Source organism: Pseudoruegeria sp. HB172150, assembly GCF_013184805.1.
In the GTDB taxonomy this organism is placed as follows: Bacteria; Pseudomonadota; Alphaproteobacteria; order Rhodobacterales; family Rhodobacteraceae; genus Psychromarinibacter.
Window position 1 is genome coordinate 960,405 of record NZ_JAATNG010000001.1, and the last position, 26,220, is coordinate 986,624.

Consider the following 26,220-nt stretch of genomic DNA (forward strand, 5'->3'; position numbering starts at 1 on the left):
GCCTCATCCCGCCGGCCTCCGCGGTGCCGGTGGCACGTCGCCGACGATCCACACCATCACCTCGCGCAAAAGCTTGCGCCGCATCGCCTCGCGGAAATCGGAATAATCGACCGCGACCTCGACGAAGGCGCCGGGACCGTGGATCACCTCGCCGGTCAGGAAATCCAGCAGCGGGTCCATTGCGCCACCCCGCATCGGCGTCACGTTGACCCAGCCGGCGCCAATGGCCATGCCGTTTATGGTGATGTCGCGGAATTCCGGCAGCATGCGGACTTGCCGGGGCTCCGGACCGGCATTGGAAATGCCATCCGTCGCGATATCCAGGACCAGCTTGCCGCAGTCACGCTGGGATTCCAGCTGCAGTGCACCGAACAGCATCGCCTGGCCGGTCGAGGTGCCTGACGGCCCGGTGCTGCGCGGGGCCGAAAGCAGGCGCTCTGCCACGGAATTCAGGGCGGCGGCGCTGTCGATCTCGGTCCAACCGACCAGTTCGCGCTGCAGGTCGGATCCGGCCCATTCATAAACGTAAAGACGCACCGGCGCGCCGGGAACCGACAGGAACGCCGCCTGTACCTCGGGCGCCACCAGGGCAGAGGCCAGGCCCTGCCGCTGCAGCCGGTACTCGAACCCGTCGACCGAGCCCGATACATCGACCGCCAGCGCCAGCGCCTGTCGGCACAGCGCCTGAACCGGCGTGGCAAAGGCCAGCGCCAGGCCGAGCGCCGCTGCCAGACCCTTTACCAATGCCCCGTGTTCTCCATGCTGGCCCAGGGTTCCGCCGGCTCAAGGCTGTCGCCAAGCTGAAGCAGTTCGATGGACACGTTGTCTGGTGAGCGAACGAAGGCCATGTGCCCGTCGCGCGGCGGCCGGTTGATCGTTACGCCATTGTCCATCAGGGACTGGCACATCTCGTAGATGTTATCGACACGATATGCGAGGTGGCCGAAGTGCCGGCTGTCCGAGGGCAGCCCTTCGTCACCGTCCCAGTTATATGTCAGTTCGACCGACGCATTGTCCTGCCCCGGGGGCGACATGAAGACGAGGGTGAATCGGCCCTTGTCGTTGTCGATGCGGCGGGTCTCTTCCAACCCGAGAAGTTCATAGAAAGCCTTGGATTTCTCCAGATCTTTCACGCGAACCATGGTGTGCAGATATGTAATGCTCATGGATACCTCCGATTTGTTGGGCGGAGCGTAGCATGATCCGGAGCAGGGGACAGGGGGAAGCGGAAAACCGGCGTCAGAAAGCCGATCTCAGAACGCGGAACGGATGCCGAAGGCGACCCCGACCTCTTCGTTCTCGTAGATGCCGATATTGCTGTCGGTGCTGCGGCCGTTGATCGTCAGCGTCGGGTTGAAACCGTATCGTTCGATCTGGGTGAAGGTGAAATCGACGGATGCTTCGAGGGTGCGGTCCTGGCGGCCTTCGCCGGGCGCATAGCGCGATTCCGGGTAGTCACGGTAGCTCCACTCGAGGCCCAGCCGCACCTTGGCACCGAGGATCGGTTTCTTCAGCGAAACGTCGATGCCGCTGCGCCACTCGCCGTAATCGACGGCTTCGCTTTCGGAGTCCGCCACAGTACGCCCGACGGAAAATCCGACGGCACCCAGGCCGTCGACAAGGCGCAGCAGGCGGATGTCGCCGCGCAGAAAGTCGGCATCCGGGGCGTTCTCGCCGTATTGCCGCTCCGCCGATCCGCTGAAGGAGAGAATGGTGTTGTCAGTCAGCTTGTACTGCTGGCCACCGCCGAGGCGGACATAGCTGAGGTAAGGTTCGCCACCATACCAGCTGTAGCCGCCGATCGCGGCCAGCTCATAGGGACCGATCCAGTGTTCGGGCCTTGCGCGGAACACGTAGCCCAGCGAGGTCTGGGTCAGGGCGAAGTCGCTCCCATCGACGTCCGGCGCCTGTTCCTTGGCCTCCGAGGAGAGGACATAGCTGCGATGGTCGAACTGGAAAACGAAATCGTGGGCGGTCCTGTCGGTCTGGTGCACGCGGTAGCGTGTGGCAAAGCCCAGCGAGTACTCGACGCCTTCCAGTGCCTGCGCAGCGCCGCTCAACTGGAATTCGAAGGGCAGGCCGTATAGCCGGGTAGTCTCGCGTCGGCTGCCGTTGTTGACGTTGCTGGTCGGCGAGATGCTGAAATTGAGCTCGGTCGACCAGGGGTTCCGGGCTCGGACATAGCGGAAATCCTTGACCGCCTGCGCGCGCGACACCTCGTCTGGCGCCAGATCCACCGCACGGCGCAGCCAGAACTGCGCGAAGGTGTCCTTGCCGTCCTTTGCAAGTGCCTGCGCGATGGCCATGGATGCTGCGTATTTTTCGTCGTCGGTATCCGCCACGACATGCGCCGCCTGCGCCGCCTGCAGCCCCTCCCGCATCTTGCCCATTTCGATTGCGGTGCGGGATTTCAGCAGCAGAGTATTGAAATCGCGCGGACTGCGGTCGAGCAGGGCATCGGCCAGCCCGTCCGCCAGTTGCGGCTGCCCGCTAAGCAGGCTCGCGACTGCGGTTTCGTAAGCTTCGCCCGGGGCAAGCTCTATCTCGGCGGCAGGGGCCGGGGTGTTCCCCAGCCCCATCCAGAGCGCGGTGCAGGCCGCGAGTGCCGCCCGCATCATCAGGCGCGGCGTTTCACCCACGGTCAGGGGTTGGTCTGGTTGACGATGAAGCCGCCGGTTTCCTGAACGGTGAAGCCGCCATCTAGTACATCGTCCGGGTCGTCGCCAGTGATCACGATGATACCCGCGATCTCGTCGGCCGGATTGCCCGACAGAACGGCGTAGTATTGACCAGACTCGAATGCCTGCAGTTCGGTTTCGCCCGCCGGGATCAGCTCGCTGCCGAGAGTCCCCGCGATCTCGCCCGCATCGGAAATCGACCCGGTGCGCAGGGTGAGGAACGGAAGGGTCCCGATGGCGGTTCCGGCCTGGTTGAAGATCTGGCGGTTGTAGATGAAGCCTTCGACCGCATCCGTGGCATCGAAGTCCTCGAAGTCGACCTCGAGGATTGCGTCACCGGTAGTGTATTCCAGACCGCCGACACCGTTGAAGACGCGGATACCTGCGTAATCGCCCTCGAACGTCGCCTGACCGCTGGAGGGCAGGTTCACCCCGCCGTTCCGCGCGTAGACGAAACCGCCGAACCCGTATTCTATGTAGTCACCGGTACGGACCACGGTAAAGCTGGTCTCGCCACTCGGACTCTCACCGCGCAGGGCCTTGTAGGCACGGCGCTCGGTCTTGTTGTTGTTCTCGTACAAGGTATACGTGCCGTCCGGCGTTTTCAGCAGGGTCGGCAGGACGTTGTCCCTGTCGTAGACGCCGTCGGCGTCGAACGGGAGGTTGTTGATCGAGATCGTGTCGGACGAGGAATCGTAGACGATATCCCGGGCCTCGCCTTCCGTCTCATAGCGTTCGACGCTCGAGCTGGCCGTCGTCTCGTCACCTTCGGGCAACGTGACGTCGCCGATCGACGAACTGTCGCCGTCGTCACCGTCGTCTAGAAACGGGTTCCCGCCGCAGGCCGTCAAGGCACACGCGACGGCCATAGCTGCCATCGATTTTTTCATTGTACTGCTCGTTGCCTGCGTTTTTTTCGAAACGTGCCCAACACTTCTCCACAAGTCAACGAATCTGCCTGTGTGAAACTTTGAAGTGATGCAGGAATATCGCGGGTTTATTTGCCCACAACTTTTGGCCCCACTCCATATCGCGGAACTTCCCTTTCCCGCGCATAGATGTAGTATGGCCTTCCGGTACTCACCCGCTCAGAAGGAGACGCCCCAATGCCCCTCACGGCCGAGCAGCAAGCCGAAATCGACGCCCTCCGCGCCGCCCCGCGCCAGACCCTCCGCGCCGTCTCCGAAGGGATGGAGGCGCATCTCTATAAGGCGCATCAGGTGCTCGACCACGGCTTCGTCCGGGTCATCGACTACATGGGCGACGACGCGGCGATCACGCAGGCCGCCCGCGTCTCCTACGGCCGCGGCACCAAGTCGGTGCAGAACGACGAGGGGCTGATCCGCTACTTGATGCGGCACTGGCACTCGACCCCGTTCGAGATGTGCGAGGTCAAGTTCCACGTCAAGCTGCCGGTCTTCGTGGCCCGCCAGTGGATCCGCCACCGCACCGCCAACGTGAACGAATACTCCGCCCGCTACTCGATCCTCGACCGCGAATTCTACATCCCCGAACGCGACGCGCTGGCGGCGCAGTCCACCGTCAACAACCAGGGCCGCGGCGACGTGCTGTACGGGGAAGAGGCGGCGCGCGTGCTCGACTGGCTGAAAACCGACTCCGCCCGCGCCTATGACCATTACGAGGAAATGCTGTCGCAGGACGGGCAGCAGGGGCTGGCCCGCGAACTCGCCCGCATGAACCTGCCCGCCAACATCTACACGCAGTGGTACTGGAAGATCGACCTGCACAACCTGTTCCACTTCCTGCGGCTCCGGGCCGACGCTCACGCGCAGTTTGAGATCCGGGTCTATGCCGAGGCCATGTGCGAGATCGTGAAAGACTGGGTGCCCTTCGCCTACAATGCTTTCGAGGATTACCGGATGGGCGGCGTTACTTTGTCGGCGAAAGCACTGGACTGTGTTAAGAGGATGCTGAACCGGGAGGAAGTGACCCAGGAGACATCGGGGATGTCTAAAGGGGAATGGCGGGAGTTTGAGCGCCTGTTTTCAATCCCTTAAATAAATCGCTGAAAATCTCGGCGTGACAATTAATGAAGTAGGTTGATTTTGGTTTGAGAATGTTGCTTTTTGATTTTCAGTCGCTTGAGCTAGATGTTCTTTTTGCGATACTCATTGAGGTCAAGGAATGAAATATTTATTTAGATGTATTTTTGTGGTTGTGATTTATGGATTTTTTTTCGCGTCACCGACACCGACACCTGCTCAAAATCTGAACAATTTTTTGCTAGACCCACGTGGTATTCAGGTGAGTCCAAAACAAGAAGTGCCTTTTCGTCGACACGTTCCCTCCCGTTTAACGGGAAATTTGTTTAACCCAGTGAAAGGGTATTTGGAAGGTGGTGAAGTTCTCTTAGTCTTGGATTCCGAGATACTGCCCTCAACACAGGGTAATCAGCTATGGATCGAGGTCGGAGTTATCCAAGAAAACAATACTGTTTCTTGTGAGGGAGGTACTACGTGCTGGGTTTTATTTGGAGCGTTCCCTCCTGGAAATAACTTGAGTCGATCTGAGTTTATTGAGCTAAGTAACTTTGAAGTTATTGGCCCTATGTATCTTGATCTGCGGAAATCTGGAGGTTGAAATGGGTGGCGAAATTGGCGGTGGAATCATTATCGCTCAGGGTATTGTTTTGATAGTGGTAATTTTATTTTTCTTTCTTGGTGTTTGGGTCAGTGGACGTTTGAAAGGCGATACTCCATTGGGGCTTTGGAATTTAGTAGCATTTTGCATCGCTGCATTTTTGTTGCTTGGGCTCCCATTATCACCGGCAGTATTTAATGCGTTGATAGAAACCAACAATGATTTGTTCATGATGCTTTCAGCTCTCGTTCCCCCTTTCTTCGCAGGGTTAACATCGAGGACGGAGCTGAGACGAATTCTTGAAGGCAACAGAGAATTGAGAAAATCAAGAAATTATACTGATTAAAGGTCTTAACGACGAAAATTTGGCTGCGAAATTTACCCTTCAATCGCTAGAGAGCCGTAGGGTGGGCAATCCTGCCCACCAAAACCTCACACCAACACTCCACTCCTCACGGAATGATCGCGACCCACCCGTCATCCTTGACCCGCGCGGCGCAGGCGCCTTCGGTGGCGGAACTCAGGCGGTAGGTCGAGCCCGGAACCTCGTCCGGCGCGCATTGCGGCAGGACCAGCCGCGTGTACCCCAGCTCGGCCATGCAATTCGTCACATAGCGCACCCGCGGGCCTGCGGCGTAATCCCGGATCGCGATGGGCGTGAAGGTCTCGGCATTGACACAGCGCTCGCCGTCGCAGGCCCATTCATAGGGCACCGCGCCATAGCCGATGCGACCGCGCAGGGTCTCGTCGATCGGATAGGCGACAAAGGACTGCGCCTCGCACCCGCGCAGATCGGCCTGCAGCGACACCGGCAGGTTGCCGTTGCGGCGGGTGACGGTGTCGCCGTCATAGGCACAGCCGGCCAGGACGGCGGCGGTGCAGATCAGGGCAAGGTACTTGCCGGTCATCGTTCAGTTCTCCCCAGGACGTTACAGGCAAGAGTTGCACCTGCCCCCGCCATTGTCAAAGCCGTAAGGGCAGGGCGCGCCTGCCGTGTCACGGGTCCACCACGATCCATCTGCCGCTTTCCGTCCGGGCCGCGCAGGCGTCGTCCGACGGCCCGCCGGGCCGGAACGTGGCGCCGGACAGTTCCTCCGGCGTGCAGCGGTCCAGCGTCAGGCGGCGGTAGTTCAGCTGCGCCATGCAGCTCTGGATCGCGCGGGACCGTGCCGCCTCGTTGGCGTCATAGGTGCTGACCGGCACCACGGTCTGCACGCCAAAGCGGACGCCCCGGCAGGTCGGCCCGCGGCAGGCCCGGCGCAGCGGATAGGAACTGAACCCGGCGGTGGTGCGGGGCTGCATGTTCACCGGGAACAGCTGCGTCGCCCGCGCCTCGCATTGCACAAGATCCGCCTGCTGCTGCACCGGCAGGGTGTCATTGCGCTGGTAGACCGCGGCGGTGGTGCAGGCAGAGACCAGCGCCACGGCGGCAAGGCCCGCTAATGCCATGATCTTCATGCCAGGATTCCTTTCTGTGCCCGCCTGCGCGGACAGTGGCACCGGGCGCCGGGCGTGTCAAAACACACCGGATGCGGGCGTCGGACCTGCCGGGAATTTGCTTAAACGTATAACAAACGTATATACAAACTGTCATGAATCCGTTACACTCGGGCCCTGAGGTCAACGACTCCGGGAGATAACCCATGAGCATGCGGGCATTCGTCCTACTGGCCTGTCTCGCCGCCGCACCGGCGAAGGCCAACCCGATCCCCGAGATCATTTGCGCCCCCACGGGCACGATGTACACGCGGCTGTCGCGGGAATACCTGGCGGAACGGCGCGGCACCGGCATGCGCGCGCCGGACCAGATCATGGAGATCTGGGAAGCACCGTCGACCGGCGAGTGGACGCTGCTGATGACCTACGCCAATGGCCGGTCCTGCATCGTCGCAATGGGCGAGGACTGGTACAACGCGCCGAAGTCGGAAAGTTGAGGCTGCGGAGGGGGTCCGTACATGCGTCCCCAATCGGACGTTTGCGCTAACACGCCTGAAATCAATGACTTGCAAGGCGTCCTAATGGGGACGCTCTCTCAACATACGCAAAGCGGCCCCCATCGGGGCCGCTGGACCTATCCGGAAATCGTCCCTCAGAGCGGCTTCAGTTCCCCCGCCGAAGACCGCCCGTCCCGGCCTTCCCTCAGCTCGTAGCTGACCTTCTGATTGTCGGCGAGCCCCGTCAATCCAGCCCTCTCCACCGCCGAAATATGCACGAAAACATCCTTGCCGCCCTCATCCGGGGCGATAAAGCCATAGCCTTTGGTCGTATTAAACCATTTCACGGTGCCGGTCGGCATTCCGTCTCTCCTTGTCATTTCCCCCGCCCGCGGAATTGCGACGGGTCGGTGCAGCCAGGGTCTTCCAAGTCTCAGAGGCTGCTCCCTGACAGGAGCCGTCTTCGAAGAAAGTCCGTCGTCACACCAAAAAGCATGGCCCATTCACTAAATTTCGCAAGTGATTTGTTGATGTCAGGAAAAGTTGCAGCATAACACATACCCCGGAAGCAAAGAGGATAGGCAATGCGTTTCTTCGGCCTGAAAACCTGCGATACTTGCCGGAAGGCGGAAAAGGCCCTGCGCGCAGCGGGTTACAAAGCGTCAGTTATCGATGTAAGGGTCGACGGCGTTTCCGGCGAGGATCTGAAGCGTTTTCTAGATGCGTTCGGCAGCGATTTGCTCAATCGAAGATCTACCACCTGGCGTGGTTTGTCTGAAGAAGACAGGGCAAAGGACCCGCTGGTATTGTTGCGCGAGCACCCCACGCTGATGAAGCGCCCGGTGATCGAAAGCGACGGCAAGCTTTACCTTGGCTGGGGAGGTGACGTCAGGTCGGCCCTCCTTGGATAGAGGGATCGCGCCTCCTATGTGAATGCCGTTAACAAGGAGATTACTATGCGGAACGCGGCGCTGATACTTGGGATTATCGGCGGAATTGTCGGAATGATCGTTGGCTTCTTCAGCTTCGGCTATGTGTCCTTCGTGGAGTGGTTTGGCGAAGTTGACGACGTGGTTAACCAGGTGCAGAACCCCGAGATCATCAAGGCTGTAAGCTTTTTCGCGCCGATCCTGGCAGTTGCCGGAGGCGCTATGGCACGCAGCCAGGCGATGATGGGCGGCGCATTAATGCTGATTTCGACCGCGGGAATGTATTACGCCTTTGGTTTCAACGTTTTTACCATGTTCCCGCTGGGCATGTGCGGGCTGGGTGGGCTGCTGGCGCTTGGCGCGCGTCAACCCGACACGGTCTGAGACTTGGCCGGGCGGTCACCTTCCAGCACCAGCCGGTCGACGGAGACCGGTCCGGCACCACGGAACACCAGATACAGAAGCAAAAAGACCCAGAGGGCGCGCTGATCTGCTATTTGCCCGTCTGACATCCGGTCGAACCAGTGGCCCCCGGTTTCAGCGTCAACATCGTGACCATAGATATCGGTGAGGCTCTGCACGGTGACGAAGCCGATCATCCCAATCGAGGCCAGTCGCGTGAACAACCCAATAAGGATCAAAAGGGGCAAAACAAACTCAGCCCAAGTGCCGAATACCGCGATCAACCTGTAACCGAAGCCGAGGGCCGAGGGATCGTAGCCGACGAATTCGAACTGTTTCGGGAACATCTGCGCGTAGGCGCTTGATGATAAACGGAAGAACCCGAAGACGCCGTCGCCGATTTTGGTCAAAGCAGAGTTCCAGAAATAGATCAGTAGCACCGCAGCAAAAACCAGGCGAGCAAGCGTCGGCATGACGATCCATTCCAGCCGCTCAATCTGGGCGAATGCGTTATTATGTAGGGATATCAGCCGGTTCATGCGGGAACCTCGTTGGTGATGGCGGCAATCGCGCCGCCTTGTAGCAACAGGGTGAGCACTGAGCGGATGTCGAAGTCCGGCACCTGTTCGACCGCAGATTCCAGTGCTGCGCCGAAAGTTTCGCGGGTCAGGAGCGCTGCGAGGAATGTTCCGCCACCGGGGGGGAGCAGGTTCGGAGCCGGATCGAATTCCGCTCGCGTGATCAACACGTTCTGCCCTTCCGCCGCCGGTTTTGGCGCGTCGGACTCGGTGTTGTAGCGCCAGATGGAATAGACTGGCCAGCGCGAGCGGATCAGGCGGGCGGCTGGGGCCAATTCCAGCCTAGCCGCCATAAGATGTTCCGGGGGCATGCCATGCAATGATTCCGGTTTGATCGGTTCTGAGTCAGCCGCGTGGTAGGACTGGCGCATGGCTAGCTCCAGTCGCGCCACGTCTGGCAGGTAACCGATGTCGCGGACTGGGTCGAAGGACCGGAGGAATTCGGGCATCGCTTCGCCATAGAACATCATCAGCGGCGAAGACGGGGGATGCTTGCGCAGGTACGCCCCGGCGAGAAGCTTGAAGTTGGGCTCCCCCAAAAGCTTCCGCAAAATCGGGAACGCGCTTTCGAGGGCCTCGGTCAGGCTCACCGCTACGTTGTTGCGGTAAACGTCGAACCGTTTATTGGCCGGGGCCCCGCTAGGATTGATGAGGCCGGACGGAACTGCGCGACCGGCATCGAGGATCGCCTGGGTGAAATCGTCCTGCGAGACCATCACGTTTCAGCCTGTTCCAAAATCTGCGCGGCGCGATGCGCTTCGGCGGCGAGGACGGGCCAGTCGGGCACATCCGTGTCCCATTCGATCAGCGTGGGCTTGGCGCCGCCGACCTCGATTGTGTGGGCGTAGAGTGCCCAGACCGGATCGATCACTTCGCGGCCGTGGCTGTCGATCAGTAGAGGTGCGCCGGTTTCGTCGGCATCCTCGTCATGTCCGCCAAGGTGGATTTCACCGACTTGGGCATGCGGAAAAGCCTCGATATAGGCGACCGGGTCGGTCTGCTGGTTTGTAGCGGAGACAAAGACGTTGTTGACGTCGAGCAGCAGTCCGCAGCCCGTGCGACGGGCAATTTCCGCCAGGAATTCGACCTCTGCCATCTCGCTTTCGGCAAAGGCGAGGTAGGTGGAAGGGTTCTCGAGCAGCACCCGGCGACCGATCGCTTCCTGCAGCTCGTCGATATGGCGGCAAACGCGGGTCAGGGTTTCTTCGGTATAGGGCAGTGGCAGAAGGTCGTTCAGGAAATGGCTGTCATGGGTCGACCACGCCAGGTGCTCGGAAAAACTTGCCGGTTGCAGCCAGGTCACCAGATGCTTAAGGCGCGCAAGATGATCCGCATCCAGGCGACCCTCGCCGCCGATGGACAGACCCACGCCATGTACGGAGATCGGGAACCGTTCTGCCAGATGCCGCAGTTGCGCAATTGGCCGGCCGCCATCGCCCATATAGTTTTCTGCGTGAATCTCCAGCCAGTCCACCGGGTTTGCTGCCCTGAGAATGTCTGAAAAGTGCTGGGGCTTGTATCCGACGCCGGGCGCGTCGGGCAGCCTGTCGAACCGGGATGTGGTTGCGTCGAGCATCGGAGTCCTCGCTCTGGCAGTCGTCTGCGAAAAAACGGTGAGGCCCGGGCGCGGCAGGCCGCCGCGCCCGGTGGGACGATCCGATCAGGACGGGATGTCGCGATCCAGCGGCTCAAGCGAACCCATGCGCGCGGTACCATCTGCCATCGCCGGCAGTTCGATCTCTGCGCAGGTGCCGGCATCGACCAGGGTCCAGGAGTTGCCCTGGTAATCGACCTTCGACGTGCCGGCGCAGGTGGTACCGGGACCGGCCGCACAGTCGTTCTCACCAGCCATGGAAACACCGTAGCATTTTTCCTGAGCTTGCGCGTTGGCAACGCCCGCGGCGCCGAGGCCCACGAGGGCGGTGGCAACAGCGGTGGCGAGAAGGGTTTTGTTCGTCGAGTTCATGTCTATCCTCCGTTATCAGAGCGCCGTCATGGCGTCCGTGCTTTCCTGTTCGATCCGGGAGGCGCGGATGTTACGTTGCTCACGAACAGGTGAAAAAACGACGTGTAATCCACAGCAGACTGTAACGTTTGCCGCGATACGCACGAATGGAGAGGCAATGACGGATCGCAATGACCGCTGGGGGGACCTCCTTCGCCGGGCGAACCGGGGGGAGGCTGCGGCTTATGCAAGGTTTCTGACGGAAGCCGCGCCTGTGATCCGCAATATTGTCCGCGGGCGCGCGGGTATGGATGCCGGGACGGAGGATATCGTCCAGGAGGTCCTGCTTGCGATCCACGCGAAGCGCCATACATGGCGCGAGTCCGATCCGGTAACGCCCTGGCTCTATGCCATCGCGCGTTACAAAACGGCTGATGCATTCCGCAGCAGAAAACGCGGCGGTACGCAGGTGCCTCTGGAGGATCTGGCGGAGCAGTTGGCCGACGATGGCAGCGGCGATCCCACCGCCGCCCGCGATCTGGCCCGACTGCTGGACGAGATCGACGACCGGTCTGCCAGCATCGTGCGGGCTGTCGGGATTGAGGGGGAGAGCGCGGGCGAAGTAGGTGCCCGTTTGGGAATGAGTGAAGGCGCGGTGCGGGTTGCCTATCACCGTGCGCTTGCCCGGCTGCGCAAATTGGCCGGGACGGAAGGGTTAACGGAAGAGACCAAGGAATGAAGACTGAAGACCTGATAGCTACGCTGGCCACGGAGGCCCCGATGGCGCCGTCTGCCTCGCTGGAGCGGCGGGCGGGGCTGGGCGTGGCATTTGGCGGGCTTGTCACCCTTACACTTTTCTTCGTCGTGTTGGGACCGCGACCGGGACTTCTGATCGCCATGTCGGACCCGTTCACGCTGGCCAAGACGATACTGCCGCTGCTGCTAGCTCCACTGGCGCTGATCATGTCGCTCCACGCGGCACGGCCCGCGGTGCCGTTGGGCGTAGTAAGGTGGCTGGCGCTAATCCCGCCCGTGTCAGCTGCGGGACTGTTCCTATGGGCGTTTTCGACCACGGGCGCCGGTGACCGCTTTGCGCTGTTTATCGGTCACTCGATCCAGGTTTGTCTGCCGGCAATCACGATTCTGTCGCTACCGATAATTGCGGGACTTCTTGGCGCGCTGCGCCATGGAGCTCCGGTGCGGCCGGCACGATGCGGCGCCTTGGCAGGTCTGGCATCGGCGGGAATCGCGACGGCGATATATTCGACCTTCTGTGTCGAGGATTCGCCGTTGTTCTATGCCGTCTGGTACAGCCTCGGGATCGGTATCGCCACGGGAATCGGCGCCTTGCTTGGCATGCGATACCTGCGCTGGTAATCGCGCTAAAAACTGAACTGAAAAGAGCGCCCGAGGACGCCCTTCCTGTTTCGGCTCAGGCCGCGAGGTCCGGTGCCAGTGCCTCTGTCACCAGTGCTTCGGTGATTGCGTCCAGTTCCTGGACCGAAGTTGCTCTTTCGCCGAGGCGCCGGACCGATACCGTGCGATCCGAGACTTCCTTCATCCCGCAGGCAAGAATCACGGGCACCTTCGCCACCGAATGTTCGCGGACCTTGTAATTGATTTTCTCGTTGCGGATATCTGCCTCGGCCCGGATGCCGTGTTCCTTCAGTTTGGCGACAACCTGATGCACGTATTCGTCGGCATCTGACACGATCGAGGCCACTACGACCTGGCGTGGCGCCATCCAGAATGGCAGCTTGCCCGCGTAGTTCTCGATCATGATGCCGATGAACCGCTCGAACGACCCGAGGATCGCCCGGTGCAGCATAACCGGTCGGTGCCGCTCGCCATCGGCGCCAATGTAGGTTGCATCCAAGCGTTCCGGCAGCTGGAAGTCGGCCTGGAATGTGCCGCATTGCCATTCCCGCCCGATCGCGTCGGTCAGCTTGAAGTCCAGCTTCGGGCCGTAAAAAGCGCCTTCGCCGGGATCGACCTCGTAGTCGTTGCGGACCGACAGGATAGCCTTTTCCAACGCCGCCTCGGCCTTGTCCCACTGTTCGTCGGATCCGATACGCACATCGGGACGAGTCGAGAATTTGATGTCAAACTTGGCGAAGCCCGCGTCGCGATAGATTCCGGATAGAAGGTCGATGAAGGATCCGCATTCGGCCTCGATCTGATCCTCTGTGCAGAAGATATGAGCGTCGTCCTGGGTGAAGCCGCGCACCCGCATCAGCCCGTGCAGCGCTCCGTGCGGTTCGTACCGATGGCACGAGCCGAACTCGGCCAGCCGCAAAGGCAGGTCACGGTAGGACTTGATGCCCTGATTGAACACCTGAACGTGGCACGGGCAGTTCATCGGCTTCAGAGCATTCACGCGCTTTTCGTTCGCATGCTCCTCGTCGATCTCGGTGATGTACATGTTCTCGCGGTACTTGTCCCAGTGACCGCTGGCCTCCCAAAGCTTGCGGTCGACCACCTGGGGTGTCTTGATCTCGCGATAGCCGGCCTTGGTCAGTCGGCGGCGCATGTAGTCCTCGAGTTGGCGGTAGATCGTCCATCCGTCCGGATGCCAGAACACCATGCCCGGCGCTTCCTCCTGGAAATGGAACAGCGACATTTCGCGGCCGAGCCTGCGGTGGTCGCGTTTTTCAGCCTCCTCGAGGAATGTCAGATGCGCCTTGAGGTCGTTCTTGTTCTTGAAGGCGATGCCGTAGATCCGCTGCAGTTGCGGGCGGTTCGAATCTCCACGCCAGTAGGCGCCCGCAACGCGCATCAACTTGAAGGCGTCGGCCGGTACCTGGCCGGTATGCTGGAAATGCGGGCCGCGGCATAGGTCTTGCCAGGTGCCGTGCCAGTACATTCGGATCGGCTGGCCATCATCCGGGATTGCCTGAACCAGCTCGACCTTATACGGCTCGCCATTTTCCTCGTAGTAGGCAACTGCGCGATCCCGGTCCCAAACCTCGGTGCGGACTTCATCGCGCGCGTTGATGATTTCCTTCATCTTTTTCTCGATCGAGCCGAGATCTTCCGGCGTGAACGGCTCTTTCCGGTCGAAATCGTAGTAGAAGCCGTTGTCGATCACAGGGCCGATGGTGACCTTCACGTCCGGGCACAGCTCCTGCACGGCGCGGGCCATGATATGGGCGCAGTCGTGACGGATCAGTTCCAGCGCCTGTGCGTCGTCATCCATCGTGTGGATCGCGATCTCGGCGTCATTCTGGATCGGCCACTGCAGGTCGTAATGCGCGCCATTCACGGTCGCACTGATCGCCTTCTTGGAAAGCGACTTGGATATCGACTCAGCGACATCGGCAGGGGTCACGCCAGCATCGTACTCGCGCGCATTGCCATCGGGAAAGGTGAGGGAAATCTGGGCCATATCGGCTCTCCTCGTCGGTTTGGCGCCCACGGAACGCCCGGTTGCGGGTTATGTGCCTGCGCATATGGGATGCGCGGGTTTATGAAGTCAACCTGCCATTCCGAAGTTATTGCTTTCTTGCCGTTGCCAGCCGTGATTAGTCAGGGGCCGGAACGGAGGATCCTATGCAGCCAAGCTATCTGGAGACGCCTCAGGGCCGGCGCATTGCCTATCATCTGACTGACGGGCTGTCGCCTTATGTAGTCTTCCTCGGCGGGTTCCGCTCCGACATGGCTGGGACGAAGGCATTGCATCTCGAGTCCTGGGCTCAGTCCCGCGGACGCGGGTTCCTGCGCATGGACTATTCGGGACATGGTCAGTCCTCTGAGGACTTTCTGGACGGCTGTATTGGTCACTGGGCGGAGGATGCGTTCGAGGTCGTATCGCGACTTGTCGACGGTCCGGTTGTTCTCGTCGGGTCTTCGATGGGAGGTTGGATAAGTCTAATTCTTACGCAGAAACTGCCACGAAAACTCGCCGGTTTTGTTGGAATTGCATCAGCACCGGATTTCACAGAGGACTCGATGTGGGCCGGATTCTCAGAGGCGCAGCGGGCCGAGCTGTTGCAAAGTCGGCGTGTCGAAACGCCTTCGGAATATTCCGATGAACCATATGTGATCACACGCCGTCTGATCGAGGAAGGCCGAGATCGGCTTGTCCTGCGCAGCCCGCTGCCCCTGCCATTCCCGGTGCGCCTGCTGCAGGGAACAGCCGATGAGGATGTGGACATGTCCGTGGCCCTGAGACTTTTGGATCACGCCGATGGCGACGACATCCGCCTGACACTGGTCAAAGGTGTCGACCATCGGTTTTCGACCCCCGACTGCCTGGCGCTGATCGAGTGCTCGGTCGAAGAAGTGCTGGAACGAACGGGAGCCTGACATGGAGCAGCGTATCAGCCTGATTACCCTTGCGGTTGAGGATCTGGAGCGCGCGGCGGCGTTCTACGAAGCGCTTGGCTGGAAGCAGGAGCCATCGGAACCGGGGATCGTCGCCTTCAACCTGATCGGTCAGACGCTGGGTCTGTATTCCCGTGAAGAACTTGCCCGAGACATGGGGTTCGCGCCATCGGAGATCGGAGGATTTTCTGGCATCACGCTGGCCCATAACCTGCCGTCCAAGGAAGAGGTCGATACGCTGTATCAGCGGTTTCTCGATGCGGGCGGCCGCGGGATCAAGGAACCGCACGACGTATTCTGGGGCGGATACACGTCCTATGTCTCCGATATTGACGGTCACGTCTGGGAGATCGCTTTCAACCCGTTCTCTCCCCTCGCGCCGGACGGCGCATTTCAGTGGGGCGGGGCGTGAGGCGGCCAGCAACTTATACGGCGCTTGAGGATCTTGGCCGGGTTCGGCTCTCACCCTACTTCGCGCTGCGAAACTTTCTGTATTCGGAGATCGGCAATCATTATGCGAAGCCGAATATCCCCGATGATCCGGATCTGATGATCGAAGCCGGACGATGCCTGGCGCGCAACTGCCTTGACCCACTGGTGGAAACCTTCGGGCCGGTAGACATTCGATCAGGCTATCGGTCGCCCGCGCTGAACCATTTCGGGGCGACCGAGGTGCGGCCGCAGAAATGTTCTGCCAACGAAAAGAACATGGCCAGCCGTATCTGGGACCAGCGGGATGCGCAGGGTCGGATGGGAGCCTGTGTTTCTGTCGTCATCCCTTGGTTTGCAGCGCAGTACAACGCCGGTCGCGACTGGCGAGACCTTGCATGGTGGTTATATGATCATATCTCGTTTCACGAGATCTGGTTCTTTCCGAAGAATGCAGCTTGTAACTTGCACTGGCGCGAAGAGCCGGAGCACCGGATCCTCAGCTACATCGCACCGAAAGGGCGCCTTGCAGATCGTGACCTTGTCCCCGATCCGATGCGGCACCAGCGCTATGCCGATTTTCCGCCGTTCCGCGCGATCAGATATCCGAAAATCTCGGCGGACGGATAAACAGAACCTCACAATTTCAATAAATTCGTGCTTACCAGCGGAAAAAAAATCTGGAAGCATGCACAAACCGAATAGCTCGCAGCGAAAATGACCGATCCACTCGTCCTGATTCCGAGCCTCATGTGTGACGCCCGCGCATTCCTACCTCAGATCGTGGAGCTTAGCTGGGAGACCGCAGTGCATGTGTCGGCTCCGCTCCATGGCTCCACCGTCGAAGACATGGCGACGTCGATCCTGACCGGTGCACCGCAGCGGTTTGCCCTTTGCGGGCACGGGCTGGGCGGCATTGTCGCGATGGAAATCCTGCGCCGTGCGCCGGATCGTGTGTCCCGTGTCGCACTAATGAGTACAGGCTGCCAGCCGGAACTGCCGCAAGTCGCCGCAACCCGTGAGGCCCTCATTGTCGCAGCGCGTGCAGGCCGTGTGTCCGAAGCGATACGGGGAGAATTGAAACCCGACCATCTTGCAGTGCCGGATCCGGTTCGCAGCGGCATCCTCGATGCGATGTACGAAATGGCCGAAGACCTTGGTCCCGAACTGTTTCAGCGGCAGTCGCGGGCGATGCAGAAACGGCCCGATCAGCAGGGCGCGCTGCGAAAGGCACGGACACCGGCCCTGATCTTGTGCGGCGAGGATGACCCGCTGTTTCCGCTGCGGCGCCACGAGTTCATGGCGCATCTGATGCCAAATGCAAAGCTCGACGTCGTCGCCGGCGCCGGCCACCTGCCGGCGCTGGAGAATCCTAGTGCCGTGTCTGCGAGCCTGCGGAATTGGCTTTCGTGGCCGGTTTCCGGCCAGAGCTCTTCGTCGGCGCCTTCCTGGTCCTAGGGGCGGCCTTTTTCTTCGGCGCTGGTTTTTCCGAGGTCGCTGTCAGATCTGTCACCTCTCCATCCTCGGATTGAGTGGTGGCACCATTTGCCTCGACCTTCGCTGCCCTCGCAGGTTTCGCCTTAGCCGTTGTGTCCGCAGCGCGTTCTTCCTCGCGCTTGGCGGTCTCTGCCTTGCGCTTCGACGACACCGACGCCGGAGCCGCATTGGAGTCGATGAAGTTCAGAACCAGCGGACGGATGTTGTTGCGCCAGGACTTGCCCGCGAAGATACCGTAGTGGCCCGCGCCCGGTTCCAGGTGAGCGGCCTTTTTGCTGGCGGGAAGGTTGGTCAGAAGGTCTAGCGCCGCAAGACACTGGCCAGGCGCGCTAATATCGTCCTGTTCGCCTTCGACGACCTTCACCGCGACGTCGGTGATCGCGCCCATATCCACTGGCTTGCCTTCAATCATGAATTCGTTCTTCGCGACCTCGCGCGTCTTAAAGATCCGTTCGACCGTCGAAAGGTAGAACTCCGCCGTCATGTCCATCACCGCGAGGTACTCGTCATAGAAGCGGTTGTGGCGGTCGTGTTCGCTCGCTTCGCCCTTGGCTACGCGCATGACCTGATTGAAGAACGCCTGTGCGTGATTGTCCATGTTCATCGACATGAAGCCGGCGAGTTGCAGAAGCCCCGGATACACGAGGCGCCCGGCACCTGCGTATTTGAAGCCCACCCGCTGGATCACGTATTCTTCAAGCTGGCCCATCGTGACACGCCGGCCGAAATCGGTGACGTCGGTATCTGCCGCGTCCGGATCGATCGGACCGCCGATCAGGGTTAGCGACCGGGGCTGCGCCAACGGATCATGTTCGGCCAGCCAGGCGGTGGCCGCCAGTGCCAGCGGCGCGGGCTGGCAGATGGCGATCACATGAGTCGAATGGCCGAGCGCGCGCATAAACTCGACGAGGTACATCGAGTAGTCTTCGACATCGAACTTGCCTTTGCTGACAGGGATGTCGCGGGCATTGTGCCAGTCGGTGATGTAGACTTCGCAGTCTGGTAGCAGGCTGACCACAGTCGACCGAAGCAGGGTGGCATAGTGGCCCGACATTGGCGCCACAAGCAGGACGCGACGCTTGCGCTCGGGCCGGCCGAGAACCTTGAAGTGGACCAGATCACCAAACGGGCGGCGCACCAGCGTATCGACCTGGACGACGTGATCGCGTCCGTCTTCACCAACGACCGAGCTGATGCCCCAGTCGGGTTTCGCCACCATCCGCGCAAATGACCGTTCGGTCACTTCGCCCCAAGCGGAAATCATTTGAAACAGGGGGGTAGGGAAAATCCCGGTGATCGGATAGGATCCGAACGCAAAGGCCGTTGCTCCCAGCCACTGGTTGGTGTTCCGCACGGTTTCCATAAGGTCGTATGTGGCTAAATAGCGCATGGATAGGATCCTCGGATCAGGCAACTTGCCGTCGCGTCGCCATCCCCTCCCGAAATCGGAGACGCTGTATGCTGCACGTGCAAAATAGCCGGAAATGTTAAAATGGCAACTAAGGAAACAGAAGTCGGACAAGAACTGGACGTTTTGAACGCCAATCTGGAGAAAGTTGAAGCGCTTTCTCAACGCCTGGTTACGGCGCTTGCGAGCAAGCAACCCCAGAGACCGGGTCTGCAGGGTCCCGGGGAAGATCTCTACCTGAAGGCATTCACGGCCTACATGACCGAGGTCATGAGTAATCCGGCCAAGTTGATGGAACAGCAGGTGACCTACTGGGGCAAAGCACTGCGTCATTACATCGACGCGCAACAGGCGCTGGTCCGCGGCAAATTCGAAGCACCAGACGATCCGACCCCGACCGACAAGCGGTTTTCGAATCCGCTCTGGCAGTCTCACCCGTATTTCAACTTCCTGAAACAGCAGTACATGCTGAACTCGGAAGCGGTGAAGTCGGCCGTGGCGCAGCTGGAGGGTCTGGAACCTCGCGAGAAGAAACGGCTCGAGTATTTCAGCCAGCAGATCGTGGATCTTTACAGTCCGGCCAACTTTTTTGGATCGAACCCCGACGCGCTTACCCGTGCCGTGGAAACGAACGGGCAGAGCATCGTCGATGGCTTGGAGAACCTAGTGCGCGATCTGGAGGCGAGCGATGGCTCTCTCTCCGTAACCCTGGCCGACAAGAACGCATTCAAACTGGGCAGCAATATCGCCGCGACGCCGGGCAAGGTGGTCTTCCGTAACCGGATGTTCGAGCTGATCCAATACGAGCCGCAGACGGAATCTGTCCACGAGACGCCGCTGCTTATCTTTCCGCCCTGGATCAACAAATACTACATCATGGACTTGAAGCCACAGAACTCGCTGATCCGGTGGGTCGTGGAACAGGGCTACACGCTGTTCGTCGTCAGCTGGGTCAACCCGGATGCGTCCTATGCCGATGTCGGGCTCGACACCTATATGGAAGAGGGCTTCCTTGCCGCGATCGAGCAGGTCAAGGAGATCACTGGCCGAGATCAGGTAAATACGGTCGGTTATTGTATAGCCGGAACAATGCTGTCTCTGACGCTGGCCTACCTGCACAAACAGAAGGACAAGTCGATCAAGTCGGCGACATTTTTTACAATGCTCTCCGATTTCTCGGACCAGGGGGAGTTCACCCCGTTCCTTTCGGACGACTTCGTGGACTCGCTGGAAGAGGAAATGAAAGAAAAGGGCGTCCTCTATTCCTCGATTATGTCGCGGACCTTTTCATTCCTGCGAGCGAACGATCTTGTCTACCAGCCCGCGATCCGCAGTTACATGATGGGAGAGGCGCCACCAGCCTTCGACCTGCTTTTCTGGAACGGCGATGGGGCGAACCTGCCGGCGCGCATGACGACCGAGTACCTGCGTTGGCTGTGCCAGGGCAACCGATTTGCCGAAGGTGGAATCGACATTCGCGGCGAGACCTTGTCTATCAAGGACGTGCGTGTGCCGATTTGCTCAATCGCCTGCGAGAATGACCATATTGCCGCCTGGAAGAGTTGTTACAATGGCTTTCGGCAGATGGGCAGTCGCAGCAAGACCTTCATTGTCTCGCAGTCCGGGCACGTCGCCGGGATAGTGAACCCGCCAACGAAAAACAAGTATGGCCACTTTATCAACGATGACCTCACGCTTGCGCCCGATGTCTGGATGGAGGGTGCAGAGTTCCACGAAGGGTCATGGTGGCCCCGTTGGGAGGTCTGGCTGTCGAAGCGCTCTGGCAAGTCCGTACCGGCCCGCCACCCAGGCGATTCGGAGCAATCGATACTCGGTGATGCACCCGGCACATATGTTGTCGCCAAGCCGCTACACGCAGAAACTGAGGCATAACAACCGGTTCGCGAAAAGCGGGAAAATCAGTTGATGCGCTGCGGTGCAGCATAGTACGAAACCCATGTCGCAAGGCGGGATATTTCCGCCACATGGGAGAAGCAAGTATGCCTACCAAGACTAAAGCCGACACCACCACTGCAGCACTGGACATGTCCACTCTTGTGGAGCAATTCCGTACTTCGGCCGAGCTCGGGGAGAAGCTTGCGAAGGTCGCGCTGCAGGCTGCTGAACGTTCCAACGATCTGTCGACCAAGTGGGCCAAGGAGACGATCGCCGAATTAGGAAGTGTCGCTTCGGCCAAGGACGAACCTTCCGCCTACGCGCAAGCCGCCGGCACTTTCTTCTCGTCGCAAGGTACTCTTGCCAGCGAAAACCTGATGGCTTTCGCAGAGATTGCCCGGTCTGTGCAGGAGCAGACAATCGAGATCATGCTGAACGCAGGCAAGGCCGCTGCGGAGGATGCCGCAGATGCCATGAACAAGGCCACCGGTTCCAAGTGATCTGATCGCCGGTAGCTGCCCGACTGTGAGGCTCCGACATTTAAAAGCACAAGCAGGCCCAATGGCCCGTTCGTTACGAGAGCAGTGCCGCAAGGGAAGCCCCGACGAATCGACTTTGAGTCACTTTCCTCGGCGAACGTATCGGATGGCTGTGCAAGATACTGAACGTAAAGAGAATAAAAAAATGCTGCAGCGCAGCGAAAAAACCTTGAAATGCCGCGCTGCAGCAATCATATTCTCTCTCGAATGAAGAAACGCATAACACCCTGAGCACCCTTAGGAGGAACCAATGGCTGCGAAGACCCCGGACTACACCAAGATGATGAAAGACATGATGGGCGCGTTCCCGGTCGACATGACCGCAATGCAGGACGCCTTCAAAACCCAGGCTACCCTCTCGGACAAGCTGTCGAAGGTTGCTCTGGAAGCCGCTGACAAATCCACCGAGATTTCCTCGAAGTGGACCAAAGACACGCTGAGCAAGCTGTCCGCGATCACCGCTGTCAAGGAAGATCCGGCTGATTACACCAAAGCTATGACCGACTTCGCTTCGGCCCAGGCCGAAATGTCGGCCGAAACCATGGCCGCCTTCGCTGAAGTTGCGAAAAAAGTCCAAATGGAAACCGTCGAGCTTCTGCTGGCTGCCGGCAAAGACATGTCGGAAGACGCCACCGCCGCCGTGAAAAAGGCCACCGCCGAAGTGACCGCGGCCGCGAAGAAAGCGACCACCGCCGCGAAATAAGCGGATGTCGCCAAGGAACTGACGTGTGCCGGATTCCTCCCTGCCGGCATACGAAACTGGGCGGGCTTTAAGCCCGCCCTTTCATTTTGGGAAAGAGCAACCTAAGCTTCTTTCTGCATCGCAAAAATAAGGAGGGGGTCCGCATGGCTGACAATGAGTCTCCGCTGCTGATCAAGCGATATGCCAGCCGCCGGCTCTATAACACCGAGACCAGCGACTATGTCACTTTGGAAGACATCGCCGGTTTCATCCGGGAGGGGCGTGAAGTTCAGATCATAGATCTGAAGACCGGGGATGATCTGACCCGGCAATATCTGCTTCAGATCATTGCAGATCATGAAAGCCACGGCGAAAGCGTGCTGCCGATAAACGTCCTGACGGATCTGGTGCGTAGCTACACGACAGGCGTCAATTCTGTGGTACCTCAGTTCCTACAGATGTCGTTTGAGATGCTGCGGGACGGGCAATCGAAGATGATGGAAAATTTCGCCAATCCGATGGCGGCGATGCCCGGGTTCGAAGCGATGCAAGCGCAGCAGGAAGCCTTTCTCAAGGCGATGACCGGCGGCTGGAGCGGCGCTGGCAAGATGCCGCCGCGCCCGAGCGAGGAAAGCTCGGCAGATGATCTCGACGAGATCAAAAAGCAGCTCGCCGATTTGCAGGCCAAGCTTTCAAAGTTGAGTTAGGCGCGGTCTTAGCCAATGTCCGAAGAGGTCCTTGCGAGGGTTGGGCCGTCGCCGGCCCGCCGCTGGCTGGCGGTCACCATACTGATCGTGCTTGGCGGGCTGTTGGTTTACCTGTCCGTCATGTCCGCCGAGGCTGGACTATTAGTACAGGGGCTGTTGCTGGTGCTTGGCATCGGATCGGTAGTGATGGGCGACCGGATCAGGAAAGCCACAGAGACCTGGGTTGAATTGACTGAAGATGGACTTCGCGACGGTCACGGCCGTGTGCTTTGCCGCATGGACGAGATCGAGGGTGTCGAGCGCGGAGCATTCGCGTTCAAGCCGTCGAACGGGTTTCTCGTGCGGCTGAAGACGCCGGGGGAGCGAGCGTGGCAGCCGGGCCTCTGGTGGCGGCTTGGCCGCAGGCTCGGGATCGGTGGTGTTACTCCCGCTGCGCAGGCCAAGGTCATGGCGGATATCATTGCGCTGCGGCTAAAGGGCGGGCAGGGGTTGTTGTAGGTATCGTCGGCTATGCGGCAGGGACACTATTCATCCCGGTCTAGGTCAATCTGAGGCAAACCCTGTTTGGCGACCCCGCCGAAACAAACCTGCGCAACTAGATGTAACTCTCTGGCGACCGACTCAGCAGCCGGGTGTCGTCCCGGTATCCCAGACCAGCTGAGGCGCCCAGCGTTTCCGGCTGACGACACGGTTTTCGAAATAAAAGGAATCAAGTCCGAACTCGAAGATCGGCACGAAACCAGACCAGGTTTCGACAATGATATTTTGGTCCCCGTCCGCCATGATGGGAATGTATTGATCCATCTCTTCAGTCAGCGTGGCCTGTGTATAAGGTTTAATATAGATCCCTGTTCCCCCGTCGACCGCGGACCAGACGAGCTCATTCAGTTCCTCATCCTCGACATACTGAACCACGGTAACCCGGATGATCGTTGGGTAATCGGACTGTGTCAGTAGCGCCAGCAGAGAATTAAGCCCGGCGATGTATTCCTGGTCGATACAGGCATTCTCGCGAGAGAGCATGTCCGAGATCGTATAAGATGCCCGAACGTTCACGTTCTTGGTGCGGAACGCGTCGAAGATCGTGAACAGCCCGGCGTAGGCGAACATCAGAATCGGAAAGACCAAAACCGCCTCGACAGAAAGGCTGCCCCGATCGGAGCGACGGAACCGACGTAGAAGACGGAAGGGATTGAAAGGTCGCATCTCAGGGCTCGTTGACAAAGGCCGATTTCGCGATCAGCGCATAGTCGTTGCCGCTGACCTTGGGCAGTTTCAGTCCCAGGCCCGTGGTGGGGATCATTGTCTCGAATACGGCGCAGACGGTCACGAGCATCAGCTCGTTGATCGTGCCGGCATTGAACTGAACAGCCGGAGTAATCTCCTCTTCCCGGTCCACACATTGCACATCGCCGGTGCGGAACTGCCATGTATCGGTGCTGATGGTCTCGAGTTCGACATGTAACGCTTCGTCGCAATCGGGAATTATGGCGGCGTAGTTGCAGATGTTCGCACGAAGCTCTTCGAAAGTCGGCGTCGGATCTTCGCCCAGCCGCAGTTCGCGCACGGCCAGGTCGGTCGCCCGCTCAAGCATCGCGTGCCGCGTATTCAGAAGTCCGGCCTCGAAGCTGGAGCCGAAGATGGCGATGAAGACCGGAAACAGAATGCAGAACTCGATGGTCGTGCTGCCGCTCTCGTCCCGGCGCAACCGTGCGAGAGCAGCCATCATGCGCTTCATCATTGCAGGAGCCTCAGCCTGTTGATGTCGGCAGCGATGGCGGAGAAAGCCAGCGAGATATCCGTACCGCTCACGTTGAAGTAGTGCCCGGCGGAAGTGGCGCAGTTCGCCAAAAGCACCTGAGAGTTGTATGGTGCCTCAAACCCGATCGCGTAGATGATCGTGCCGGCAGTTTTGGCCGCGCTGCAGATCGACAGTGTGCGTGTGTCCTTTGTGCCGCTGGTGACATATGAGAGCGCGTCGTCGATGTCGTTCTTGAGGGAATACATGCCACCCACATCGTCCAGCCAATCGAAGAAGATCTCGACGGGGACGTTTGCCCAGAGTGCGTCCCACGTCATCATGACCGCATCGGACTCTCCGTACGGAGTAGATCGATCACCCGTGCTGACGCCGTCATAGCTGTAGTCATTGGTGAGGTACCAGTTCGGCACCTCTTCCATGACCGTGCTTGTCTCCCATGAAACGCACTCCCATTGGCGGCGGCGTCTGTTCCATTCTTGCTCCACGCACTCTGTAACTTCGACCTCTTCGTATTCCACCTCGAAGCGCGGCTCGCCCTCGCCTTGCCAGATTGAATAGTAGGGGCGCCCGCTATCGTCGTAGTAGACAAACACGATTTCTGTGTTCCCGGTCCGATATGGATCATTCATCTCGTAATGCTGGGTGTTCTGACCATCGGTCATGACAACCATGACTTTCAGCGTGTTGGTGTCGCTGTAGGCGACTGGACGTCCCTCGAAATCCTCGTCGACCAGACCAGCTTCGATCAGTCCGGACGCCACCGGCTGGAATGCAGGATCGAGAAACGCCGAACCCCATTTCACGCCGATTTCGATCGAGGTGAAATCGGTATGGGTGAAGTCCCCGATGTAGTCGTCCAGCTTGACGGTATCCTGCGAGAACGGCAGGATCTCTGCCCAGCTTCTCTGCGGACAGACCGGGTCTGGCGAACCGTCGAGGCCGTCCCAGTTACTGTCTGTATACGGGTCGAAGTGAAGCGTCTGCTCAACCGCGTCGCTGGTCGAGATGCTGGCGGAGCTGAATTCAGCAGTTGAGAAGTTCAGACAGTGCGAGAGTTCGTGACTCAGCGGCGACCGGTTCAGCAAGGCCATGACGTCGGCACCTGCGGAGACTTGCGTGGAATAGGGAACGATCGTGGTCGAGACGGAGCCTTCCTCGGAACTCTCGTATACCGTTTCGACGAAATCCTGGGCTGCGGTTATGAGGTTGCCCATCTTGCTGTTGTTTCTCATCGAACCCGACACGTCGAGCACTAGCGAGATCTCGACATCACCGATGGCTTCTTCGGCAATGGAGTCCACGATGGTGCCAAGCGCCTCGGTACCTACCATGCTCATGAAATGTGTTGGCACGGTAATGTCGGCGTCGACGGTAACCCGCTTGAAGTTGATCGCCTCTTCCACCGTAATGTTCTCGATAAAGGGGTCCATCCCGGCCTTGGTGAAGTAGTCGCGTACCAAGATCTCCCCATCGACTTCCTGGGACAGCGAGGCGGCAGCCAACGCTGCGCCGTCGGCGGTGTTCTGCAGCGTGGTGCGTGCCGTTTCGAAGCGTTCGATATCCACCGAGATGCCGCCTATGATCAGCATCAGGATGAAGATGAAAAGCGAGAAGATGATCAGTGATCCGTCTTCATCACGCTGGAACATTCGCGCGCGAGCAGGTAGGCCGAATGCCCGCTCGTGCCTGGAGCCGGTTTCGAGCGGACTGTCCGAGATGGGACAGGCGCAGGTGGTATGGACCCGGCGCAGGTCGCCGGTATGAAGGCAGTCGTCGATATTGTACTCTTTGTGCATCGCAATCTATTTCCCGCCAAGTGGCCGACCTACGCCCGGACGGAACTCCGGCCACGCATTATATGCGCGGCGTAATGCGGCCTATTTCCGGCCAACCTGGGCTCGAAAAATGGC

At 59.5% G+C, this 26,220-nt stretch carries 32 protein-coding genes and 1 pseudogene; 17 read left to right on the forward strand and 16 right to left on the reverse strand.

Features of this window, described 5'->3' with window-relative positions; translation table 11 throughout:
* Positions 1-3 precede the first annotated feature (3 nt).
* The 4 genes from HCO70_RS04575 to HCO70_RS04590 form a co-directional block, all read right to left on the reverse strand.
* Positions 4-744, reverse strand: coding sequence for a DUF1194 domain-containing protein (locus tag HCO70_RS04575; RefSeq protein WP_172293512.1), 741 nt, complete (start codon positions 742-744; stop codon positions 4-6).
* A complete protein-coding gene (locus HCO70_RS04580; protein WP_172293514.1) occupies positions 738-1,166 on the reverse strand; it encodes a VOC family protein in 429 nt (142 codons plus the stop codon). The genes HCO70_RS04575 and HCO70_RS04580 overlap by 7 nt, the downstream gene beginning before the upstream one ends.
* 87 nt (positions 1,167-1,253) lie before the next feature.
* Positions 1,254-2,639, reverse strand: coding sequence for a surface lipoprotein assembly modifier (locus HCO70_RS04585; RefSeq protein ID WP_172293516.1), 1,386 nt, complete (start codon positions 2,637-2,639; stop codon positions 1,254-1,256).
* Positions 2,640-2,641: 2 nt separating this feature from the next.
* Positions 2,642-3,568 (reverse strand): hypothetical protein, encoded by a 927-nt coding sequence (locus HCO70_RS04590; protein WP_172293518.1) that lies wholly within the window; start codon positions 3,566-3,568, stop codon positions 2,642-2,644.
* Between the two features lie 216 nt (positions 3,569-3,784).
* On the opposite strand from HCO70_RS04590, the gene thyX reads away from it, so the two are divergent.
* The 3 genes from thyX to HCO70_RS04605 all read left to right on the forward strand — a co-directional run bounded on the left by thyX (position 3,785) and on the right by HCO70_RS04605 (position 5,625).
* Positions 3,785-4,696: an FAD-dependent thymidylate synthase gene (gene thyX, locus HCO70_RS04595; protein ID WP_172293520.1), complete on the forward strand. Its 912-nt coding sequence runs from the start codon at positions 3,785-3,787 to the stop codon at positions 4,694-4,696.
* 127 nt (positions 4,697-4,823) lie between these two features.
* A complete protein-coding gene (locus HCO70_RS04600) occupies positions 4,824-5,279 on the forward strand; it encodes a hypothetical protein (protein ID WP_172293522.1) in 456 nt (151 codons plus the stop codon).
* A gap of 1 nt (position 5,280) precedes the next feature.
* Positions 5,281-5,625 (forward strand): hypothetical protein, encoded by a 345-nt coding sequence (locus HCO70_RS04605; protein WP_172293524.1) that lies wholly within the window; start codon positions 5,281-5,283, stop codon positions 5,623-5,625.
* Positions 5,626-5,731: 106 nt separating this feature from the next.
* Here the strand turns inward: HCO70_RS04605 and HCO70_RS04610 are convergent, their stop codons facing one another.
* Together HCO70_RS04610 and HCO70_RS04615 are read right to left on the reverse strand one after the other, a co-directional pair.
* A complete protein-coding gene (locus HCO70_RS04610; protein ID WP_172293526.1) occupies positions 5,732-6,187 on the reverse strand; it encodes a hypothetical protein in 456 nt (151 codons plus the stop codon).
* An 88-nt stretch (positions 6,188-6,275) separates the two neighbouring features.
* Positions 6,276-6,737, reverse strand: coding sequence for a hypothetical protein (locus HCO70_RS04615; protein WP_172293528.1), 462 nt, complete (start codon positions 6,735-6,737; stop codon positions 6,276-6,278).
* Between the two features lie 185 nt (positions 6,738-6,922).
* Here HCO70_RS04615 and HCO70_RS04620 point away from each other — a divergent pair, with 185 nt between their 5' ends.
* Positions 6,923-7,213: a hypothetical protein gene (locus HCO70_RS04620; protein WP_172293530.1), complete on the forward strand. Its 291-nt coding sequence runs from the start codon at positions 6,923-6,925 to the stop codon at positions 7,211-7,213.
* A 155-nt stretch (positions 7,214-7,368) separates the two neighbouring features.
* On the opposite strand, the gene HCO70_RS04625 is transcribed toward HCO70_RS04620, so the two are convergent.
* Positions 7,369-7,575, reverse strand: a complete 207-nt coding sequence (locus HCO70_RS04625; RefSeq protein ID WP_172293532.1) for a cold-shock protein — start codon at positions 7,573-7,575, stop codon at positions 7,369-7,371.
* 222 nt (positions 7,576-7,797) lie between these two features.
* Between HCO70_RS04625 and HCO70_RS04630 the strand changes: the two genes are divergently transcribed.
* Entirely contained in the window at positions 7,798-8,124 is a 327-nt protein-coding gene (locus tag HCO70_RS04630) for an ArsC/Spx/MgsR family protein (RefSeq protein WP_172293534.1), read from the forward strand.
* A gap of 45 nt (positions 8,125-8,169) precedes the next feature.
* Positions 8,170-8,526, forward strand: a complete 357-nt coding sequence (locus tag HCO70_RS04635; protein ID WP_172293536.1) for a hypothetical protein — start codon at positions 8,170-8,172, stop codon at positions 8,524-8,526.
* Here HCO70_RS04635 and HCO70_RS04640 read toward each other — a convergent pair.
* The 4 genes from HCO70_RS04640 to HCO70_RS04655 all read right to left on the reverse strand — a co-directional run bounded on the left by HCO70_RS04640 (position 8,508) and on the right by HCO70_RS04655 (position 11,088).
* Complete coding sequence (locus tag HCO70_RS04640; protein WP_172293538.1) at positions 8,508-9,083, reverse strand: DoxX family protein; 576 nt, start codon at positions 9,081-9,083, stop codon at positions 8,508-8,510. The genes HCO70_RS04635 and HCO70_RS04640 overlap by 19 nt on opposite strands.
* Positions 9,080-9,838, reverse strand: a complete 759-nt coding sequence (locus HCO70_RS04645; protein ID WP_216665262.1) for a DUF2063 domain-containing protein — start codon at positions 9,836-9,838, stop codon at positions 9,080-9,082. Before HCO70_RS04645 ends, HCO70_RS04640 begins: the two co-directional genes overlap by 4 nt.
* Positions 9,838-10,698, reverse strand: a complete 861-nt coding sequence (locus tag HCO70_RS04650) for a DUF692 family multinuclear iron-containing protein (RefSeq protein WP_172293542.1) — start codon at positions 10,696-10,698, stop codon at positions 9,838-9,840. The genes HCO70_RS04645 and HCO70_RS04650 overlap by 1 nt, the downstream gene beginning before the upstream one ends.
* An 84-nt stretch (positions 10,699-10,782) precedes the next feature.
* The gene (locus HCO70_RS04655) at positions 10,783-11,088 is read right to left on the reverse strand and encodes a DUF2282 domain-containing protein (RefSeq protein WP_172293544.1); all 306 of its coding nucleotides are present in this window, start codon (positions 11,086-11,088) and stop codon (positions 10,783-10,785) included.
* A gap of 157 nt (positions 11,089-11,245) precedes the next feature.
* Between HCO70_RS04655 and HCO70_RS04660 the strand changes: the two genes are divergently transcribed.
* Together HCO70_RS04660 and HCO70_RS04665 are read left to right on the forward strand one after the other, a co-directional pair.
* The gene (locus HCO70_RS04660; RefSeq protein WP_172293546.1) at positions 11,246-11,806 is read left to right on the forward strand and encodes a sigma-70 family RNA polymerase sigma factor; all 561 of its coding nucleotides are present in this window, start codon (positions 11,246-11,248) and stop codon (positions 11,804-11,806) included.
* Complete coding sequence (locus tag HCO70_RS04665) at positions 11,803-12,444, forward strand: NrsF family protein (protein ID WP_172293548.1); 642 nt, start codon at positions 11,803-11,805, stop codon at positions 12,442-12,444. The genes HCO70_RS04660 and HCO70_RS04665 overlap by 4 nt, the downstream gene beginning before the upstream one ends.
* Positions 12,445-12,499: 55 nt before the next feature.
* On the opposite strand, the gene thrS is transcribed toward HCO70_RS04665, so the two are convergent.
* The gene (thrS, locus tag HCO70_RS04670; RefSeq protein WP_172293550.1) at positions 12,500-14,452 is read right to left on the reverse strand and encodes a threonine--tRNA ligase; all 1,953 of its coding nucleotides are present in this window, start codon (positions 14,450-14,452) and stop codon (positions 12,500-12,502) included.
* Positions 14,453-14,616: 164 nt separating this feature from the next.
* On the opposite strand from thrS, the gene HCO70_RS04675 reads away from it, so the two are divergent.
* The 4 genes from HCO70_RS04675 (at position 14,617) to HCO70_RS04690 (ending at position 17,277) form a co-directional block, all read left to right on the forward strand.
* Positions 14,617-15,372 carry a carboxylesterase gene (locus HCO70_RS04675; RefSeq protein ID WP_172293552.1) on the forward strand — a complete coding sequence of 252 codons (756 nt, stop codon included), beginning with the start codon at positions 14,617-14,619 and terminating at the stop codon, positions 15,370-15,372.
* 1 nt (position 15,373) lies between these two features.
* Entirely contained in the window at positions 15,374-15,802 is a 429-nt protein-coding gene (locus HCO70_RS04680) for a VOC family protein (protein WP_172293554.1), read from the forward strand.
* Positions 15,799-16,449: a hypothetical protein gene (locus HCO70_RS04685; RefSeq protein ID WP_172293556.1), complete on the forward strand. Its 651-nt coding sequence runs from the start codon at positions 15,799-15,801 to the stop codon at positions 16,447-16,449. Before HCO70_RS04680 ends, HCO70_RS04685 begins: the two co-directional genes overlap by 4 nt.
* Before the next feature lie 87 nt (positions 16,450-16,536).
* Entirely contained in the window at positions 16,537-17,277 is a 741-nt protein-coding gene (locus HCO70_RS04690) for an alpha/beta fold hydrolase (protein WP_172293558.1), read from the forward strand.
* Between the two features lie 202 nt (positions 17,278-17,479).
* Here the strand turns inward: HCO70_RS04690 and phaZ are convergent.
* A pseudogene (gene phaZ / locus HCO70_RS04695) lies at positions 17,480-18,706 on the reverse strand (polyhydroxyalkanoate depolymerase); the annotation flags it as partial.
* Positions 18,707-18,808: 102 nt separating this feature from the next.
* On the opposite strand from phaZ, the gene phaC reads away from it, so the two are divergent.
* The 5 genes from phaC to HCO70_RS04720 all read left to right on the forward strand — a co-directional run bounded on the left by phaC (position 18,809) and on the right by HCO70_RS04720 (position 23,046).
* Complete coding sequence (gene phaC, locus HCO70_RS04700; protein WP_172293562.1) at positions 18,809-20,617, forward strand: class I poly(R)-hydroxyalkanoic acid synthase; 1,809 nt, start codon at positions 18,809-18,811, stop codon at positions 20,615-20,617.
* A gap of 107 nt (positions 20,618-20,724) precedes the next feature.
* On the forward strand, positions 20,725-21,120 hold the full coding sequence (locus HCO70_RS04705; protein ID WP_172293564.1) for a Phasin: 396 nt from the start codon (positions 20,725-20,727) through the stop codon (positions 21,118-21,120).
* Positions 21,121-21,409: 289 nt separating this feature from the next.
* Positions 21,410-21,862 (forward strand): Phasin, encoded by a 453-nt coding sequence (locus HCO70_RS04710; RefSeq protein ID WP_172293566.1) that lies wholly within the window; start codon positions 21,410-21,412, stop codon positions 21,860-21,862.
* 143 nt (positions 21,863-22,005) lie between these two features.
* Complete coding sequence (phaR, locus tag HCO70_RS04715) at positions 22,006-22,548, forward strand: polyhydroxyalkanoate synthesis repressor PhaR (RefSeq protein ID WP_172293568.1); 543 nt, start codon at positions 22,006-22,008, stop codon at positions 22,546-22,548.
* A gap of 15 nt (positions 22,549-22,563) precedes the next feature.
* Positions 22,564-23,046 (forward strand): hypothetical protein, encoded by a 483-nt coding sequence (locus tag HCO70_RS04720; protein WP_172293570.1) that lies wholly within the window; start codon positions 22,564-22,566, stop codon positions 23,044-23,046.
* Positions 23,047-23,169: 123 nt separating this feature from the next.
* Here HCO70_RS04720 and HCO70_RS04725 read toward each other — a convergent pair whose 3' ends face one another.
* The 3 genes from HCO70_RS04725 to HCO70_RS04735 all read right to left on the reverse strand — a co-directional run bounded on the left by HCO70_RS04725 (position 23,170) and on the right by HCO70_RS04735 (position 26,106).
* Positions 23,170-23,658, reverse strand: coding sequence for a hypothetical protein (locus tag HCO70_RS04725; RefSeq protein WP_216665263.1), 489 nt, complete (start codon positions 23,656-23,658; stop codon positions 23,170-23,172).
* 97 nt (positions 23,659-23,755) lie between these two features.
* The gene (locus HCO70_RS04730) at positions 23,756-24,277 is read right to left on the reverse strand and encodes a TadE/TadG family type IV pilus assembly protein (protein ID WP_172293574.1); all 522 of its coding nucleotides are present in this window, start codon (positions 24,275-24,277) and stop codon (positions 23,756-23,758) included.
* Between the two features lie 8 nt (positions 24,278-24,285).
* Entirely contained in the window at positions 24,286-26,106 is a 1,821-nt protein-coding gene (locus tag HCO70_RS04735; protein WP_172293576.1) for a pilus assembly protein TadG-related protein, read from the reverse strand.
* Positions 26,107-26,220 lie beyond the last annotated feature (114 nt).

What these genes read in the sequence shown, in the direction of transcription:
- HCO70_RS04580 (WP_172293514.1), bottom strand. Translation starts at nt 1,166, where the DNA reads ATGAGCATTACATATCTGCACACCATGGTTCGCGTGAAAGATCTGGAG.
- thyX (WP_172293520.1), top strand. Translation starts at nt 3,785, where the DNA reads ATGCCCCTCACGGCCGAGCAGCAAGCCGAAATCGACGCCCTCCGCGCC.
- HCO70_RS04600 (WP_172293522.1), top strand. Translation starts at nt 4,824, where the DNA reads ATGAAATATTTATTTAGATGTATTTTTGTGGTTGTGATTTATGGATTT.
- HCO70_RS04735 (WP_172293576.1), bottom strand. Translation starts at nt 26,106, where the DNA reads ATGCACAAAGAGTACAATATCGACGACTGCCTTCATACCGGCGACCTG.
- HCO70_RS04620 (WP_172293530.1), top strand. Translation starts at nt 6,923, where the DNA reads ATGAGCATGCGGGCATTCGTCCTACTGGCCTGTCTCGCCGCCGCACCG.
- HCO70_RS04710 (WP_172293566.1), top strand. Translation starts at nt 21,410, where the DNA reads ATGGCTGCGAAGACCCCGGACTACACCAAGATGATGAAAGACATGATG.
- HCO70_RS04725 (WP_216665263.1), bottom strand. Translation starts at nt 23,658, where the DNA reads ATGTTCGCCTACGCCGGGCTGTTCACGATCTTCGACGCGTTCCGCACC.
- phaR (WP_172293568.1), top strand. Translation starts at nt 22,006, where the DNA reads ATGGCTGACAATGAGTCTCCGCTGCTGATCAAGCGATATGCCAGCCGC.
- HCO70_RS04605 (WP_172293524.1), top strand. Translation starts at nt 5,281, where the DNA reads ATGGGTGGCGAAATTGGCGGTGGAATCATTATCGCTCAGGGTATTGTT.
- HCO70_RS04705 (WP_172293564.1), top strand. Translation starts at nt 20,725, where the DNA reads ATGCCTACCAAGACTAAAGCCGACACCACCACTGCAGCACTGGACATG.
- HCO70_RS04730 (WP_172293574.1), bottom strand. Translation starts at nt 24,277, where the DNA reads ATGATGGCTGCTCTCGCACGGTTGCGCCGGGACGAGAGCGGCAGCACG.
- HCO70_RS04675 (WP_172293552.1), top strand. Translation starts at nt 14,617, where the DNA reads ATGCAGCCAAGCTATCTGGAGACGCCTCAGGGCCGGCGCATTGCCTAT.
- HCO70_RS04655 (WP_172293544.1), bottom strand. Translation starts at nt 11,088, where the DNA reads ATGAACTCGACGAACAAAACCCTTCTCGCCACCGCTGTTGCCACCGCC.
- HCO70_RS04590 (WP_172293518.1), bottom strand. Translation starts at nt 3,568, where the DNA reads ATGAAAAAATCGATGGCAGCTATGGCCGTCGCGTGTGCCTTGACGGCC.
- HCO70_RS04615 (WP_172293528.1), bottom strand. Translation starts at nt 6,737, where the DNA reads ATGAAGATCATGGCATTAGCGGGCCTTGCCGCCGTGGCGCTGGTCTCT.
- HCO70_RS04690 (WP_172293558.1), top strand. Translation starts at nt 16,537, where the DNA reads ATGACCGATCCACTCGTCCTGATTCCGAGCCTCATGTGTGACGCCCGC.
- HCO70_RS04680 (WP_172293554.1), top strand. Translation starts at nt 15,374, where the DNA reads ATGGAGCAGCGTATCAGCCTGATTACCCTTGCGGTTGAGGATCTGGAG.
- HCO70_RS04720 (WP_172293570.1), top strand. Translation starts at nt 22,564, where the DNA reads ATGTCCGAAGAGGTCCTTGCGAGGGTTGGGCCGTCGCCGGCCCGCCGC.
- HCO70_RS04665 (WP_172293548.1), top strand. Translation starts at nt 11,803, where the DNA reads ATGAAGACTGAAGACCTGATAGCTACGCTGGCCACGGAGGCCCCGATG.
- phaC (WP_172293562.1), top strand. Translation starts at nt 18,809, where the DNA reads ATGGCAACTAAGGAAACAGAAGTCGGACAAGAACTGGACGTTTTGAAC.
- HCO70_RS04610 (WP_172293526.1), bottom strand. Translation starts at nt 6,187, where the DNA reads ATGACCGGCAAGTACCTTGCCCTGATCTGCACCGCCGCCGTCCTGGCC.
- thrS (WP_172293550.1), bottom strand. Translation starts at nt 14,452, where the DNA reads ATGGCCCAGATTTCCCTCACCTTTCCCGATGGCAATGCGCGCGAGTAC.
- HCO70_RS04660 (WP_172293546.1), top strand. Translation starts at nt 11,246, where the DNA reads ATGACGGATCGCAATGACCGCTGGGGGGACCTCCTTCGCCGGGCGAAC.
- HCO70_RS04625 (WP_172293532.1), bottom strand. Translation starts at nt 7,575, where the DNA reads ATGCCGACCGGCACCGTGAAATGGTTTAATACGACCAAAGGCTATGGC.
- HCO70_RS04640 (WP_172293538.1), bottom strand. Translation starts at nt 9,083, where the DNA reads ATGAACCGGCTGATATCCCTACATAATAACGCATTCGCCCAGATTGAG.
- HCO70_RS04645 (WP_216665262.1), bottom strand. Translation starts at nt 9,838, where the DNA reads ATGGTCTCGCAGGACGATTTCACCCAGGCGATCCTCGATGCCGGTCGC.
- HCO70_RS04650 (WP_172293542.1), bottom strand. Translation starts at nt 10,698, where the DNA reads ATGCTCGACGCAACCACATCCCGGTTCGACAGGCTGCCCGACGCGCCC.
- HCO70_RS04635 (WP_172293536.1), top strand. Translation starts at nt 8,170, where the DNA reads ATGCGGAACGCGGCGCTGATACTTGGGATTATCGGCGGAATTGTCGGA.
- HCO70_RS04630 (WP_172293534.1), top strand. Translation starts at nt 7,798, where the DNA reads ATGCGTTTCTTCGGCCTGAAAACCTGCGATACTTGCCGGAAGGCGGAA.